At 64.5% G+C, this 15,479-nt stretch carries 11 protein-coding genes; 4 read left to right on the top strand and 7 right to left on the bottom strand.

Annotated features, from left to right (window positions below; genetic code table 11):
* Positions 1-179 precede the first annotated feature (179 nt).
* On the bottom strand, positions 180-1,568 hold the full coding sequence (locus LC060_RS01725) for an MATE family efflux transporter (RefSeq protein ID WP_226632161.1): 1,389 nt from the start codon (positions 1,566-1,568) through the stop codon (positions 180-182).
* Between the two features lie 323 nt (positions 1,569-1,891).
* Between LC060_RS01725 and LC060_RS01720 the strand changes: the two genes are divergently transcribed.
* Positions 1,892-2,338 (top strand): c-type cytochrome, encoded by a 447-nt coding sequence (locus LC060_RS01720; protein WP_226632160.1) that lies wholly within the window; start codon positions 1,892-1,894, stop codon positions 2,336-2,338.
* A 171-nt stretch (positions 2,339-2,509) separates the two neighbouring features.
* Here the strand turns inward: LC060_RS01720 and rplL are convergent, their stop codons facing one another.
* Together rplL and rplJ are read right to left on the bottom strand one after the other, a co-directional pair.
* Positions 2,510-2,887, bottom strand: a complete 378-nt coding sequence (rplL, locus tag LC060_RS01715; protein ID WP_148627451.1) for a 50S ribosomal protein L7/L12 — start codon at positions 2,885-2,887, stop codon at positions 2,510-2,512.
* A 90-nt stretch (positions 2,888-2,977) separates the two neighbouring features.
* Entirely contained in the window at positions 2,978-3,493 is a 516-nt protein-coding gene (rplJ, locus tag LC060_RS01710; RefSeq protein ID WP_226632158.1) for a 50S ribosomal protein L10, read from the bottom strand.
* Positions 3,494-3,946: 453 nt separating this feature from the next.
* On the opposite strand from rplJ, the gene LC060_RS01705 reads away from it, so the two are divergent.
* The gene (locus LC060_RS01705) at positions 3,947-4,261 is read left to right on the top strand and encodes a hypothetical protein (RefSeq protein ID WP_226632156.1); all 315 of its coding nucleotides are present in this window, start codon (positions 3,947-3,949) and stop codon (positions 4,259-4,261) included.
* Positions 4,262-4,343: 82 nt separating this feature from the next.
* On the opposite strand, the gene LC060_RS01700 is transcribed toward LC060_RS01705, so the two are convergent.
* The 4 genes from LC060_RS01700 to LC060_RS01685 form a co-directional block, all read right to left on the bottom strand.
* Positions 4,344-4,589, bottom strand: a complete 246-nt coding sequence (locus tag LC060_RS01700) for a helix-turn-helix domain-containing protein (protein WP_039389259.1) — start codon at positions 4,587-4,589, stop codon at positions 4,344-4,346.
* On the bottom strand, positions 4,589-5,146 hold the full coding sequence (locus tag LC060_RS01695; RefSeq protein ID WP_226632154.1) for a DUF2975 domain-containing protein: 558 nt from the start codon (positions 5,144-5,146) through the stop codon (positions 4,589-4,591). Before LC060_RS01695 ends, LC060_RS01700 begins: the two co-directional genes overlap by 1 nt.
* A gap of 28 nt (positions 5,147-5,174) precedes the next feature.
* On the bottom strand, positions 5,175-5,414 hold the full coding sequence (locus LC060_RS01690; RefSeq protein ID WP_226632152.1) for a hypothetical protein: 240 nt from the start codon (positions 5,412-5,414) through the stop codon (positions 5,175-5,177).
* 261 nt (positions 5,415-5,675) lie between these two features.
* Entirely contained in the window at positions 5,676-6,083 is a 408-nt protein-coding gene (locus tag LC060_RS01685; RefSeq protein WP_226632151.1) for a hypothetical protein, read from the bottom strand.
* A 445-nt stretch (positions 6,084-6,528) separates the two neighbouring features.
* Here LC060_RS01685 and rpoB point away from each other — a divergent pair, with 445 nt between their 5' ends.
* Both rpoB and rpoC read left to right on the top strand, forming a co-directional pair.
* A complete protein-coding gene (gene rpoB, locus LC060_RS01680; protein ID WP_226632149.1) occupies positions 6,529-10,689 on the top strand; it encodes a DNA-directed RNA polymerase subunit beta in 4,161 nt (1,386 codons plus the stop codon).
* An 82-nt stretch (positions 10,690-10,771) separates the two neighbouring features.
* A complete protein-coding gene (gene rpoC, locus LC060_RS01675) occupies positions 10,772-15,067 on the top strand; it encodes a DNA-directed RNA polymerase subunit beta' (RefSeq protein ID WP_226632147.1) in 4,296 nt (1,431 codons plus the stop codon).
* Positions 15,068-15,479: the final 412 nt, after the last annotated feature.

Raw genomic sequence — 15,479 nt, 5'->3', positions numbered from 1 at the left:
TATGAACAGGCAAAAACTGGTTTTGGCACTCTCAGGCAGAGAGTGCCAACGCGGCCGGATATGGTCACAGGCCCAGTTGGCGTCAAGCAGGTGGGAGGCAATTTTTTTCAGGGGGCGGAAACGTCGCCCGGGCGGTAACGAGGCGCGGCTCGCTACAGCATCATGGAAACACGCCTGTGTTACCGTGCGATGGCACCTAGCAGTCCGAAGCGCCCGCGCCAATGCCAGCGCGCCATGAGCAGAGCCGCCGCCACGCTCAATCCCACAGCAAGACCGATCCAGATGCCCACGCCCTCGAACGGGGTGAACAGGCCGAGCGCTGCCGAGACGGCGAAACCGGCCGCCCAGTAGCTCACCACCGCAATCCCCATGGGCACGCGCGTGTCCTGGATGCCGCGCAAGGCCCCGGCAGCCACCGCCTGAAGCGCGTCGGTGAACTGGAAGGCGGCGGCCACGACCAGATAGCGCAGCGCAAAGCCGACCATGATCGCGTTGGCCGGATCCTTCACATCGACATAGGCGCTTAGGACAAGGCGCGGGAAGACAAGGATGATGCCCGAGGTAACCGCCGCGAAGACCAGGCAGACGAGCAGCGCCGCGCGGCCTGCCGCCGCGACGCCGGCCACGTTGGCCGCGCCATAATGATAGCCCACCCGGATGGTTGCGGCCTGCCCGATGCCGAAGGGGACCTGGAAGGCGATCGCGGCGATCTGCAAGGCAACCGTGTGCCCGGCCAGTTGCGCTTCACCCACAAGCCCCATGAGGAAGGCCGCTCCGCTGAACAGGCCGCCCTCGGCAATGAGCGTGCCCGAGATCGGCAGCCCCAGCGTCAGCATCTGGCCCAGACGCGGCCATTCCGAACGCCACCAGCGCCCGAAGATGTGGAAGCGCCGCAAGCGGCGGTTGCGCCGGATCGCGACAGCGTAGGCGAGGACCGTGAAGCTTGCGGTGATGATGCTCGCAAGCGCGGCGCCGGTCAGCCCCAGCGCCGGCATGCCGAAATGGCCGAATACCAGCGCGTAGTCGCCCACGATGTTGACGAGGATCGAGGCTGCGGTGATCGCGGTCGCAAAGTACGGCCGCCCGAGCGCGGAGACGAAAGTGCGCAGGACATTGGCCACGCCCATCGGCAGAATGCCCACCGAGAGTAGCGCCAGGAAATCGCCGCCAAGCCGGGCCAGCGCCGGGTCCTGCCCCGTCGCGAGCATAAATTCCTCGGCGAACTGGCAGATCGCGATGCACACCAGCCCCAGGATCACCGCCAGCCACAGCGCCATGCGGGTAGTGCGGCGCACCTCGCGCACCGCGTTCTCCCGACGCCCGAGCTCCGCCGCGATAAGCGGGGCGCAGGCCGAGGTGAGCCCGTTCACGCCCATCATCAGGACCGCGATCATGGCGACGGCAAGGCTGGAAGCGGCGAGCGCCTGCTGCCCCAGACGCGCCACGAACATGACGTCGGTGGCAAAGATCGCCATCTGCAACAGATTGGCGAGCGCCAAAGGCCCGGCCAGAGCCAGGGTCCTGCCGAGTTCGGCGCGAAAATCGGGGGAGCCAATGCTGCGAGCCATGATGGATCGGGGCCCTACGCGGGCCGCGCGGCAAGCGAAAGCAAAAACGCATCCGTGTGCGGTTGTGCGACAGGTCTGGGAGCAGGACGGTCACACGAAAAAGGAAGAAGAGTTATACAAGGGGCCATCGCCCCTTGACCCCAGACTTGGCCACCTCGGCATTCTAAGCCAGGGATGCGCGCGAAAGGTGAGGTGGACAGTTTGGGGAGCCCGAGGGCGATGGCCCTCGGAATTTTCTTCTGTTGCCAAGGCATACAATATCCTTGCCCCACAGTGCCTCCCCGTCCTAGGTCGGCCCCGGTTTGAGGAGAAAAGGACCCCCGATGAAGCTCACGTCCCTGATTTGCGCCAGCCCGCTCGTCCTGCTTGCCGCCTGCGGTGGCTCGGGCTCGCAGGAGGACAGCACGGCACCCGCTGCCGACACAGCCGCTGAGAGTGCGCCTGCGGCCGAAGCGGCACCAGCTGCGCCTGCCGCGGCCTCCGCAGCCCCTGCCGCCTTCCAGATCTGCAAGACCTGTCATGCCGTCGAGCCCGGCCAGAACCGGGTGGGCCCCACCCTGCATGGCATCGTCGGCAGCACCGCGGGCGAGGTCGAGGGCTACAACTTCAGCCCCGCACTCAAGGATTCGGGGATCGTGTGGACACCCGAGGCGCTCGACGAATGGCTCCAGGGCCCGATGAAGATGGTCCCGGGCACCAAGATGGTGCAGATGGTTCCCGATGCAGGCAAGCGCCAGGAAATCATCGAATACCTCGAAACGCTGAAGTAAGCCACGCGGCGCAGCGCTGCACAAAAAACAAAAAAGGGCCGCCTCCGAGGGGAGCGCGGCCCTTTTTTTGTGGCCACCTGTGAGGTGCCACGCACACGAAAAAGGGCGCCCCCGCGCGGGAGCGCCCTTTCGAATTTTCGCCTCCGGTCCGAAGACCTGGAGAAACGAAGATTACTTGAGCTCGACGGTGCCGCCGGCTGCTTCGATCTTCGCCTTGAGCTCTTCGGCTTCAGCCTTCGAAGCGCCTTCCTTGACGGGCTTCGGAGCGCCTTCGACGAGAGCCTTGGCTTCAGCAAGGCCGAGACCGGTGATGGCGCGGACTTCCTTGATGACCTGGATCTTCTTGCCACCGTCGCCGGTGAGGATCACGTCGAATTCGGTCTGCTCTTCAGCAGCAGCGGCTTCGCCACCACCAGCAGCCGGGCCAGCAACGGCAACGGCAGCAGCGGCGGAAACGCCCCATGCTTCTTCGAGAGCCTTGGCGAGGTCAGCGGCCTCGAGGACGGTCAGCTGCGACAGTTCTTCAACAAGCTTGGCGATATCGGCCATAGTATTCACTCCTGATCTGTGGTCCCGCCGGGGACTTAGGCCGCCGGACGGGATAAATCGTTATTTCGAAACGTGTTACCGAGACTAAGCTCAGGCAGCGTCCTTCTCGGCGTAGGCGTTGAAGACGCGGGCCAGCTTGGCCGCCGGAGCGGTCGAGAGCTGGGCGATCTTCGTGGCCGGAGCCTGGACGAGACCAATGAGCTTGGCGCGCAGTTCGTCGAGCGAGGGCATCGAGGCGAGCGCCTTGACACCATCAGCATCCAGAACCTGCGAGCCCATCGCGCCGCCAACGATCTCGATCTTGTCGGTCGTCTTGGCGAAGTCGACGACAGCCTTGGCAGCTGCGACGGGGTCCACCGAGGTGGCGATGGCCGTCGGGCCGACAAGGAAGTCACCGATACCGACGTAGTCGGTGTCCGCGATGGCGATCTTGGCAAGACGGTTCTTCGCAACCTTGTAGGTCGCACCCGCTTCGCGGATCTTCGAACGCAGTTCGGAGGACTGCGCCACCGAAAGGCCGAGGTTACGGGTGACAACCACCACGCCGACCTCGTTGAAGACCGCATTGAGCTGGGCGACCGAATCGGCTTTCTGCGAACGATCCATGCCTTACTCCTTCACATATGACCGCTTGGCATTCCCGAAGGAGCGCCGCACGGCCGGCTACATTTGCTTGCCCGTGCACGACGCACGAGCCCATGACACTGACGCGCCATGGCAAAGACCGTACGATGGGGAAGGAGTTTTTCACGCCGGAGCGCGAGATGGACACCATGCTCGAAAGAGCGAAGGGCCGTGGAAATTTCCTGTTCCCCGCCTAGGCTGCAGATTAAGGGGGAAGCCCCCGGCAGCTGTCTCGGACGGTGAGCAACGCAGAATCATCTGCGCTGTTCGAGGGCGCCTTTGCCCCGCGCGACGGAAAAAGTCAACATCTAAGCCGCCCGGTCCGCCTAATGAGTATCTACGTAGGAGAGCGGTAAGAAAGCGCTAGATTCGGCTATGGCAGTACGGGCCGGATACCATTCCCGCCCTTCTTCTCTCTGCGAGCCGGCCCCAACGATGGAAATACTGCCGATCTCCACTGCGCTGATTCCCGCTCTCGTGCGGGCCCGTGCCCGCGCCGGGTTTGCCGATGCGACGCCGCGCCTCGAGAGGATCGACCAGGCGGGAGCGCCATCGTCTGCCCCCCGCATCGGCTCGGCCAAGGCCGCCGAGCGCGCGCCGCGCTTCCAGTTTTCCGAAAGCGCCCGCGATGTCCTGCAGATGGAGCGCTGGCACCGTGAATGGGCCGAGGCCCGCCATTCGCTGGTGAGCGAGGCCTATACCGCGCTGCACCGAAAAAGAGCCGGGGCCCTCTTCGATATGGCCGCCTGAACAGGCACGCCGGACCGAAGGGGCCCCGTAAAGTCGCACGCCCCAAGGGCCGTGCCTATCAGGCAAGCGGAGAACCGCCCGCCTAGTCGTCCGCTTCCTCACCGGCATAGGCGAGGAGGTCGCCGGGCTGGCATTCGAGCACCCGGCAGATCGCCTCCAGAGTCGAGAAGCGGATCGCCTTGGCCTTGCCGGTCTTGAGGATCGAGAGGTTGGCAAGGGTAATGCCGATCGCCTCGGCAAGCTGAGTCAGCGTCATGCGACGGGCATGCAGGATATCGTCAAGCTTCACCACGATGCGGCCTCCTTCCGTTTGCGCGTCCTCGCCCATCACACGGTCCCTTCGAGTTCTTCGCGCATCTCGGCGCCCTTGCGGAACACGCGGGCCAGGATGAACAGCACCAGCATCAGCAAAATGCCGTTGCCATCAAAGCCGCTGTCGAAATTGAGGCCGGTCTCCGCCTCGTTCACTTCGGTGACGTTGTGAATCCAGGTTGCAAGGCCTGCGAGCGGCAGGGCAACCACCTGGATCGCCAGCGAAAGCCAGGCCATGATCGTCATGCGCGTCGCGTTCACCGGCACGAAGGGATCGCCTTCGCCTACCGTGTCGATGATCCGCTTGAGCAACCAGAGCATCGCCGCGATCATCGCCAGAAGGACCACGACCAGGACCAGCACCCCGATCAGCGCGAGGCGCACCTCGGTAAAGTCGAACGTCGCCTGCGAGGATGCGAACTCCGCCGCGATCTCCTGCGTGAAGAAGACCAGGCCAACGCTGCCTGCCGAGGCGGCCAGCACGCCGAGTGCAAGGCCAGCGAGCAGGACATAGAGAATGATCTTCGCGGCCAGCAACAGCGGGTCGCGAACGGCACGGGTGGCAAGGTTCATTGTCATTCCTCCTCGTTCGCGCCGGCGCTTACATCAGCACCGGAGTGGGCGCGTAGGCGACGAGGACTTGCGTGGACGCGGGCTGGGTCACGGCGCTGACTTCGGCGGCGTGGGCCACCTGGGGCGCGGCCAGCGTCGGCAGCCAGATCAGGGCCGTGAGCACGGCAGCCAGGGCCGCAGCGACAGGCCGGGCTACTACTTGGGGGGCGGGTTCGTCGGCGTGGAAGGTCATTGTCCGTTCTCCGATATGCTTGATATCGATATTCAATAATCCCAATTCGCCATATCGTCAAACAATAATATCGAAAAACGATACACGCCTGATTGAATTGCGGAAAATCGAGCCCGCCCTGGACCTCCAAATTCCGCACGCATGCGCCGCGCACACGAAAATGGGGGCGACTCAGCGTGTGAGTCGCCCCCAAGGCTCGGTCCGGCGATGAGGGATGCCGGGGGACTGCCGGGCTCTGATCGGCTCAGGGAGGGTATACGGGGTGGACGACCCGATCACCGGTCCGGCTATATCTGTTCAGGCTCCAGGACGGGCACGCTCCTTTGGCAACCGGGGCTTTGGCTCCCGGGAGGCGCCGTCGCGGCGCCGGGCCCGGAAAATGGCCGCACCCGAGACGGCAAAAGCGGCGAGCAAGCCCACAAGGCCTGCAAGGGACAACGTGCCAAGTCGCGCGTCCTGCGCGCGCTCGCCATGTTGCGGGTCGGCCACGGAGAGCGCACGGCCACGAGCGGAGGGGAGATCGCCTGCGGCCAGAGCACCGTCCACCGCCGTTCCCGGAGATGTCGTGCTGGGCACATGCACCGGCTCGCCGCGGGTAGGGGCCGCGGCGAGCGGCACTGCAAGACCGGCCACACCCAGCGCCATAAGCGCGAGGAGCGGCCCGGCCTTGCGGCTGCGATGGGTCGCGTATGAGGGGCTCGTCATCTGCATGCCTCCTCAACTCCCCGCCCCCTTCCCGGTTTTCCGAACGAGCCGCTTTTCCGCCCAAACGTGAGCGGGAACGGGACGAATGGAGCCACCGCCCCGCCTGCAAACGAATGCCACCCTCCCCTCCGCCCGCCCGCCCCCCCCCGTTTGACACCGATGGGGCCGGGTTCTATAGGAACGCCAACGCCCCATCGCTTCGAGCAAGGCGTGCCCATGCGCGGGGGCACACCAAGGAAGGAAGCGGTAGAGGGTTCATCCGACGTATCAGGCTGCTGGCCGCAACGGGCTCCCGCAAGGGTTTCCGCGCGTGCAAGGCGGCCTTTTGGCGTTTGATGGCCTGTCCGCAAGACAGGTATTTCGTCCACGCGTGACGATGTTTTCCCGGGCCCTTCGCCTTGTTGCGAATCGGCCCTGACCAGAAGCGAAGAGGCAAGACCAGCTCATGGCCACCCAGCCCATCGATACGGCGAAGCGCTCCGTCAAGAAGCGCATCCGCAAGATCTTCGGCGACGCCCACGAAGTCATCCAGATGCCGAACCTCATCGAGGTCCAGCGCGAGAGCTACGAACAGTTCCTGCGCTCGAACCCGGAGACCGGCTATGTCTCGGGCCTGGAAAAGACGCTGCGCTCGGTCTTCCCGATCCGCGACTTCGCCGGTACCAGCGAGCTCGACTTCGTCCACTACGAGCTGGAAGAGCCCAAGTACGACGTGACCGAGTGCCGCCAGCGCGGCATCACGTATGCAGCCCCGATGAAGGTCACGCTGCGCCTGATCGTCTTTGAAGTCGACGCCGAGACGGAAACCCGCTCGGTTCTCGATATCAAGGAGCAGGACGTCTACATGGGCGACATGCCGCTCATGACCGAGAACGGCACCTTCTTCATCAACGGCACCGAGCGCGTAATCGTGTCGCAGATGCACCGTTCGCCGGGCGTCCTGTTCGACCACGACCGCGGCAAGACGCACTCCTCGGGCAAGTACCTCTTCGCCGCCCGCGTGATCCCGTACCGCGGTTCCTGGCTCGACTTCGAGTTCGACGCCAAGGACATCGTCAACGTGCGTATCGACCGCAAGCGCAAGCTGCCGGTCACTGCGCTGCTCTACGCGCTGGGCCTCGATTCCGAAGCGATCCTCGATCACTTCTACGAAACCGTCACCTGGAAGCGCGGTGATGGTGGCTGGCGCCTGCCCTACAACGCCGAGACCTGGCGCGGCGTGAAGCCCGCCTTCGACATCGTCGATGCGAACTCAGGCGAAGTCGTCTTCCCGGCCGGCACCAAGATCAGCCCGCGCGCCGCCAACAAGGCGGGCAAGGATGGCCTTGAAGCCCTCCTTATCCCGACCGAGGAAATCTTCGGCCGCTACATCGCCGAGGACATGATCGACGAGTCCACCGGCCGCATCTACATCGAGGCCGGTGACGAAGTCAGCCCTGAGAACCTCGAAGTTCTCGACGCGGCAGGCATCGACCAGCTCAACCTGCTCGACATCGACGATTCGAACGCCGGTCCCTGGATGCGCAACACGCTCAAGGCCGACAAGGCCGAGAACCGCGACATGGGTCTGGAAGCGATCTACAAGGTCATGCGTCCGGGCGAACCGCCGACGAAGGAAACCGCCGAAGCGCTGTTCGAAGGCCTGTTCTTCGATGCGGACCGCTACGACCTCTCGGCCGTGGGCCGCGTCAAGCTCAACATGCGCCTGGGCCTCGATGCCGAGGACACCGTCACCACGCTGCGCACCGAGGACATCCTCGCCGTGGTCAAGGAGCTGGTGAACCTCAAGGACGGCAAGGGCGACATCGACGACATCGACAACCTCGGCAACCGCCGTGTGCGTTCGGTCGGCGAGCTGCTCGAGAACCAGTACCGCGTCGGCCTGCTGCGCATGGAGCGTGCGGTCAAGGAACGCATGAGCTCGGTCGACGTCTCGACCGTGATGCCCAACGACCTCATCAACGCCAAGCCCGCCGTGGCCGCGGTGCGTGAGTTCTTCGGCTCCTCGCAGCTCTCGCAGTTCATGGACCAGACCAACCCGCTTTCGGAAGTCACCCACAAGCGCCGCGTGTCGGCGCTCGGGCCGGGTGGTCTTACCCGTGAGCGTGCGGGCTTCGAAGTGCGCGACGTTCACCCGACCCACTACGGTCGTATCTGCCCGATTGAGACGCCCGAAGGCCCGAACATCGGTCTGATCAACTCGCTCTCGACCTTCGCGCGCGTCAACAAGTACGGCTTCATCGAAACCCCGTACCGCCGCGTCATCGACGGCAAGGTCACCGGCGACGTGATCTACCTCTCCGCAATGGAAGAGCAGAAGCACACCGTCGCGCAGGCCTCGGCTGCCCTCAACGAGGACGGCTCCTTCGTCGAGGACCTCATCTCGGCCCGCCAGGAAGGCGAGTTCGTGATGAGCCCGTCGGACCAGGTCACGCTGATGGACGTCAGCCCCAAGCAGCTCGTCTCGGTGGCCGCCTCGCTCATTCCGTTCCTGGAAAAGGACGACGCCAACCGTGCGCTCATGGGCTCGAACATGCAGCGTCAGGCCGTGCCGCTCGTCAAGGCCGATGCGCCTTACGTGGGCACCGGCATGGAAGCGACCGTCGCGCGCGACTCCGGTGCGGCCATCTCGGCGCTGCGTCCCGGCGTGGTCGACCAGGTCGACGCCACCCGTATCGTCATCCGCGCCGTGGGTGAGGTCGAGGCCGGCAAGTCGGGTGTCGACATCTACCGCCTCCAGAAGTTCGAGCGCTCGAACCAGTCGACCTGCATCAACCAGCGTCCGCTGGTGAAGGTCGGCGAATACGTGCAGGCTGGCGACATCATCGCCGACGGCCCGTCGACCGAGCTGGGCGAACTGGCTCTGGGCCGCAACGTGCTCGTCGCGTTCATGCCCTGGAACGGCTACAACTACGAGGACTCCATCCTCATCTCCGAGCGGATCGTGAAGGACGACGTCTTCACCTCGATCCACATCGACGAGTTCGAGGTCATGGCCCGCGACACCAAGCTGGGTCCGGAAGACATCACCCGCGACATCCCCAACGTCGGCGAGGAAGCCCTGCGCAACCTCGACGAGGCGGGCATCGTCTACATCGGCGCCGAAGTGCACCCGGGTGACATCCTTGTCGGCAAGATCACGCCGAAGGGCGAAAGCCCGATGACGCCGGAAGAAAAGCTCCTGCGCGCCATCTTCGGTGAAAAGGCCTCGGACGTTCGCGACACCTCGCTGCGCCTGCCCCCGGGCGTGTCGGGCACGATTGTCGACGTGCGCGTCTTCAACCGTCACGGCATCGAGATCGACGACCGTACCCGCGCCATCCAGAACGAGGAAATCGAACGCCTCGCCAAGGACCGCGAGGACGAACGCGCCATCCTCAACCGCGCCACCTACAACCGCCTGCAGGACATGCTGCTCGGCCAGGTCGCCGCGTCGGCACCCAAGGGTGTCAAGAAGGGCGTGGAGATCACCGAGGAGGTCCTCGCCGAGGCCGAGAAGCACGAGTGGTGGAAGTTCGCCGTCGCGGACGACCACATGCAGACGCAGCTCGAAGCGGTGAAGGCCCAGTACGACGAGACCGTCAAGGCAATCCAGGAGAAGTTCGAGGACCGCAAGGAGAAGCTCGAGCGCGGTGACGAACTCGCTCCGGGCGTGCTCAAGATGGTCAAGGTCTTCGTGGCCGTGAAGCGCAAGCTTCAGCCGGGCGACAAGATGGCCGGCCGTCACGGTAACAAGGGTATCATCAGCCGCATTCTTCCCCAGGAAGACATGCCCTTCCTCGAAGACGGCACCCCTGTCGACTTCGTGATGAACCCCCTGGGTGTGCCTTCGCGCATGAACGTCGGCCAGATCTTCGAGACCCACCTTGGCTGGGCGGCCCGTAACCTGGGCCGTCAGATCGGCGAGGCGCTCGACAGCTGGAAGGCGGCCAATCCGAACCCCGAAGCGGGCGAACCGCCCGAAGCGGTCAAGGAGAAGCTGCGCTCGATCTACGGCGACAGCTACTCCGAGGATCTCGACGCCCGCACCCCCGAACAGCTCGTCGAGCTGGCCGAGAACGTGCGCGGCGGCGTGCCGATGGGCACCCCGGTGTTCGACGGCGCGGTCCAGCAGGACGTTGTCGACATGCTCACGCTGGCCGGTGTCGACACCTCGGGCCAGAGCGTGCTGATGGACGGCCGCACCGGCGAGGCCTTCAGCCGCAAGGTCACGGTGGGCATGAAGTACATCCTCAAGCTTCACCACCTTGTCGACGACAAGATCCACGCCCGTTCGATCGGCCCCTACAGCCTCGTCACCCAGCAGCCGCTGGGCGGTAAGGCCCAGTTCGGTGGCCAGCGTTTCGGTGAGATGGAGGTCTGGGCTCTCCAGGCCTACGGTGCAGCCTACACGCTGCAGGAAATGCTCACCGTCAAGTCGGACGACGTGGTTGGCCGTACCAAGGTCTACGAAGCGATCGTCAAGGGCGACGACACCTTCGAGGCGGGCATCCCCGAGAGCTTCAACGTTCTCGTCAAGGAAATGCGCAGCCTCGGCCTCAACGTCGAACTCTCCTCGCTCGACGACGAGGACGACACCGACGCGCTGCCCGAGGCGGCGGAATAACGGGATCCAGGGGGCGGGCCTTCGCGGGCCTGCCCCTCCTCCCCCGCCCGCCTTACGAATTTACCCCCAGAGGGACTGAACTATGAACGACCTGACCAAGTTCACGAACCAGATGGCGAAGCCCGAGACCTTCGATCAGATCCAGATCGGCCTGGCTTCCCCCGAGCGCATCCGCTCCTGGTCCTTCGGCGAGATCAAGAAGCCGGAAACCATCAACTACCGCACGTTCAAGCCCGAGCGTGACGGCCTGTTCTGCGCGCGCATCTTCGGCCCCGTGAAGGACTACGAGTGCCTGTGCGGCAAGTACAAGCGCATGAAGTACAAGGGCGTCGTCTGCGAAAAGTGCGGCGTCGAGGTTACCGTCACCAAGGTGCGCCGCGAGCGCATGGGCCACATCGAGCTCGCCGCTCCTGTCGCCCACATCTGGTTCCTCAAGTCGCTGCCCTCGCGCATCGGCCTGCTTCTCGACATGCAGCTCAAGCAGCTTGAGCGCGTCCTCTACTTCGAGAGCTACATCGTCATCGAGCCGGGCCTGACCCCGCTCGAGAAGTTCCAGCTTCTCACCGAAGACGAGATGCTCGATGCGCAGGACGAGTATGGCGAAGACGCCTTCTCAGCCGGTATCGGCGCCGAAGCGGTCAAGATCATGCTCATGGAGCTCGATCTCGAACAGGAGCGCGCCGACCTTCTCCAGGAGCTCGAGACGACCAAGTCGGAACTCAAGCCCAAGAAGATCATCAAGCGCCTCAAGGTCGTCGAATCGTTCATCGATTCGGGCAATCGTCCCGAGTGGATGATCCTCGAAGTCGTCCCGGTCATTCCGCCCGAACTGCGCCCGCTGGTGCCGCTCGACGGTGGCCGCTTCGCGACCTCGGACCTCAACGACCTGTATCGCCGCGTCATCAACCGCAACAACCGCCTCAAGCGCCTGATCGAGCTGCGCGCGCCCGACATCATCGTGCGCAACGAAAAGCGCATGCTGCAGGAATCGGTCGACGCCCTGTTCGACAACGGCCGCCGTGGCCGCGTCATCACGGGCGCCAACAAGCGTCCGCTGAAGTCGCTGTCCGACATGCTCAAGGGCAAGCAGGGCCGCTTCCGTCAGAACCTTCTGGGTAAGCGCGTCGACTACTCGGGCCGTTCGGTCATCGTGACCGGCCCCGAGCTCAAGCTGCACCAGTGCGGCCTGCCCAAGAAGATGGCGCTCGAGCTGTTCAAGCCGTTCATCTACGCCCGCCTCGATGCCAAGGGTCTCTCGATGACCCTCAAGCAGGCCAAGAAGTGGGTCGAGAAGGAGCGCAAGGAAGTCTGGGACATCCTCGACGAGGTGATCCGCGAGCATCCCGTGATGCTCAACCGCGCGCCCACGCTCCACCGTCTGGGCATCCAGGCCTTCGAGCCCGTCCTCATCGAGGGCAAGGCGATCCAGCTGCACCCGCTCGTCTGCTCGGCCTTCAACGCCGACTTCGACGGTGACCAGATGGCCGTCCACGTGCCGCTTTCGCTGGAAGCCCAGCTCGAAGCGCGCGTGCTGATGATGTCGACGAACAACATCCTCTCGCCCGCGAACGGCAAGCCGATCATCGTGCCTTCGCAGGACATGGTGCTGGGCCTGTACTACCTCTCGATGGACCGTGAGGGTGAACCCGGCGAAGGCATGAAGTTTGCCGACATGGCCGAAGTCCACCAGGCACTTCAGATCGGTGCGGTGACGCTCCACTCGAAGATCGAGGCCCGCGTGCCGCAGACCGACGAGAACGGCGCGCAGTACATGAAGCGCTTCGAGACCACGCCGGGCCGCATGCTCATCGGCGAGTGCCTCCCCAAGAGCCACACCGTGCCCTTCGACGTGGTCAACAAGCTCTTGACCAAGAAGGACATTGGCGAGGTCATCGACCAGGTCTACCGTCACACCGGGCAGAAGGACACGGTCCTCTTCGCCGATGCGATCATGTCGCTGGGCTTCAAGAACGCCTGCCAGGCCGGCATCTCCTTCGGCATGGATGACATGATCATCCCGGCCCAGAAGGATCCGCTGGTCGCCGAGACCAAGGAACTGGTTGCCGACTACGAGCAGCAGTACCAGGACGGCCTCATCACCCAGCAGGAAAAGTACAACAAGGTGATCGACGCCTGGAGCCGTTGCGGCGACCAGGTCGCGAACGCCATGATGGACGAGCTCAAGGCCATGCCGATCGACCCGGAAACGGGTCGCCAGGCGCAGATCAACTCGATCTACATGATGAGCCACTCCGGTGCGCGTGGTAGCCCGGCCCAGATGAAGCAGCTGGGCGGTATGCGCGGCCTCATGGCCAAGCCGTCGGGCGAGATCATCGAAACGCCGATCATCTCGAACTTCAAGGAAGGTCTGACCGTTCTTGAATACTTCAACTCGACCCACGGCGCCCGTAAGGGCCTGGCCGACACGGCTCTGAAGACCGCGAACTCGGGTTATCTGACCCGTCGTCTCGTGGACGTCTCGCAGGACTGCGTCGTCATCGTCGACGATTGCGGCACCGAGCGTGCGCTCGAAATGCGCGCGATCGTCCAGGGCGGTTCGGTCATCGCCTCGCTGGCCGAGCGTATCCTCGGCCGTACCCTTGCCGAGGACATCCACGACAAGGAAGGCAACCTCGTGGCGGCCAATGGCCAGCTGCTGGACGAGCCGGCCGTGGCCGCGATCGAGACCAGCGGCACCCAGTCGGCGCGCATCCGCTCGCCGCTGGTCTGCGAAGCCGAACAGGGCGTGTGCGCCAAGTGCTACGGGCGTGACCTTGCCCGCGGTACGCCGGTCAACATCGGTGAGGCCGTCGGCGTCATCGCCGCACAGTCGATCGGTGAACCGGGCACGCAGCTCACCATGCGTACCTTCCACATTGGTGGTGCGGCCCAGCTGAACGAAACCAGCCACCTGGAAGCGATCTGCGAGGGTAGCGTCGTCTATCGCGACATCCCGACCATCACCGACAAGCGCGGCCGCAAGCTCTCGCTTGCCCGTAACGGTGAAGTCGTGGTGCTCGACACCGAAGGCCGCGAGCGCGCCATGCACCGCGTGCCCTACGGTACCGTCCTTCTCCATGAAGACGGCGCCAAGGTGGCCGAGGGCGAACGTCTGGCCGAGTGGGACCCGTTCACGCTTCCGATCATCACGGAAACCGGCGGTATCATCAAGTACCAGGACCTGATCGACAGCCGCACGCTGACCGAGCAGGTCGACGATGCCACCGGCATGACCAGCCGCGTCGTCACCGAGGACCGTTCGACGAGCCGTTCGAAGAAGAAGGAAGACCTGCGTCCGCGCATCACCCTTCTCGACGACAACTCGGGCGAATCCGCGCGCTACATGCTGGCGCCGGGTGCCACCCTCTCGGTCGAGGACGGCCAGATGGTCGAAGCGGGCGACATCATCGCCCGTGCCAGCCGCGAAGCCGCCAAGACCCGCGACATCACCGGTGGTCTGCCGCGCGTTGCCGAGCTGTTCGAGGCCCGCAAGCCCAAGGACAACTCGATCATCGCCAAGGTCTCGGGCCGCATCGAGTTCGTGCGTGACTACAAGGCCAAGCGCAAGATCGCGATCATCCCCGAGGAGGGTGAACCGGTCGAGTACCTGATCCCGAAGAGCCGCGTGATCGACGTGCAGGAAGGCGACTTCGTCAAGAAGGGCGACAACCTGATCTCCGGTTCGCCCGACCCGCACGACATCCTGGAAGTTCTGGGCGTGGAAGCTCTGGCCGAGTACCTCGTCGCGGAAATCCAGGAAGTCTATCGCTTGCAGGGCGTGAAGATCAACGACAAGCACATCGAGGTGATCGTTCGCCAGATGCTGCAGAAGGTCGAGATCACCGCAAGCGGCGACACCACGCTGCTTCCGGGCGAGCAGGTCGACTACGAGGAAATGAACGAGATCAACGGCAAGCTGAAGGCCGGGCAGCAGCCCGCCGAAGGCAAGCCGGTGCTGCTGGGCATCACCAAGGCCTCGCTGCAGACCCGCTCGTTCATCTCGGCCGCTTCCTTCCAGGAAACCACCCGCGTGCTCACGCAGGCGGCCGTGGAAGGCAAGAAGGACTCGCTGATCGGCCTCAAGGAAAACGTCATCGTCGGCCGTCTCATCCCCGCCGGTACCGGCGCGGGCATGAACCGCGTCCGCGTGGCCGCTTCCAGCCGCGATGCGGCCCTGCGCGCCTCCTACCGTCGCATGCAGGAAGCGCTTGTCGCCGCCGACAGCGCGGCGCAGGAGCATGCAGCCGAACTGCAGCGCGATCCCGCCGATGACCTCGGCAACGATCCGCTGGCCGCCGTCGAAGGCGAAACCCACGGCACCGATGCCGATGCGGGCGAATACCTGATCAAGGGCGACGAGGGCGACACCGAGGCCTGAGCCTCCCCCTCCCCCGCCTGACAGGCACGAAAAAGGCCCCGCCGGAGCGATCCGGCGGGGCCTTTTGCTTGGGAGTCATCCATTCGACCAAGTGCCGACTCTTCAGGTCCGGCGTCATGGCCTGCACGTCCCCTGCACGGTAGAACAGATTCCAGTCACGCAACCATGGACCGCCGCATGCCGCTTTCCGATTCCAAGGTCTTCGCCGCCGCCACCGCCTCGGTCCTGGCCATGGCGATCCTGACTCTCTTCGCGGGGCTGGCCGACTTCGTCGAGCTCTTCGCGCGCTGAAAGAGAATAAGGGAATTTCCGAGGGCCATCGCCCTCGGGCTCCCCAAACTTTCCAGCTCACCTTGCACGCGCTACCTGCGCTAAGATACGTGAGGGTGCCGATTTTGGGGTCAAGGGGCGA

The organism is Novosphingobium profundi (assembly GCF_020524485.1).
Lineage (GTDB): Bacteria > Pseudomonadota > Alphaproteobacteria > Sphingomonadales > Sphingomonadaceae > Novosphingobium > Novosphingobium profundi_A.
The sequence above is the reverse complement of the archived record's forward strand: the minus strand, read 5'-3'. Positions and strand labels throughout refer to the sequence as shown.

Excerpts from the sequence above, each read along its gene's own strand:
- rpoB (WP_226632149.1), top strand. The coding sequence starts at position 6,529 with ATGGCCACCCAGCCCATCGATACGGCGAAGCGCTCCGTCAAGAAGCGC.
- LC060_RS01695 (WP_226632154.1), bottom strand. The coding sequence starts at position 5,146 with ATGAACCTTGCCACCCGTGCCGTTCGCGACCCGCTGTTGCTGGCCGCG.
- LC060_RS01705 (WP_226632156.1), top strand. The coding sequence starts at position 3,947 with ATGGAAATACTGCCGATCTCCACTGCGCTGATTCCCGCTCTCGTGCGG.
- LC060_RS01685 (WP_226632151.1), bottom strand. The coding sequence starts at position 6,083 with ATGACGAGCCCCTCATACGCGACCCATCGCAGCCGCAAGGCCGGGCCG.
- LC060_RS01720 (WP_226632160.1), top strand. The coding sequence starts at position 1,892 with ATGAAGCTCACGTCCCTGATTTGCGCCAGCCCGCTCGTCCTGCTTGCC.
- rplJ (WP_226632158.1), bottom strand. The coding sequence starts at position 3,493 with ATGGATCGTTCGCAGAAAGCCGATTCGGTCGCCCAGCTCAATGCGGTC.
- LC060_RS01725 (WP_226632161.1), bottom strand. The coding sequence starts at position 1,568 with ATGGCTCGCAGCATTGGCTCCCCCGATTTTCGCGCCGAACTCGGCAGG.
- rpoC (WP_226632147.1), top strand. The coding sequence starts at position 10,772 with ATGAACGACCTGACCAAGTTCACGAACCAGATGGCGAAGCCCGAGACC.
- rplL (WP_148627451.1), bottom strand. The coding sequence starts at position 2,887 with ATGGCCGATATCGCCAAGCTTGTTGAAGAACTGTCGCAGCTGACCGTC.
- LC060_RS01700 (WP_039389259.1), bottom strand. The coding sequence starts at position 4,589 with ATGGGCGAGGACGCGCAAACGGAAGGAGGCCGCATCGTGGTGAAGCTT.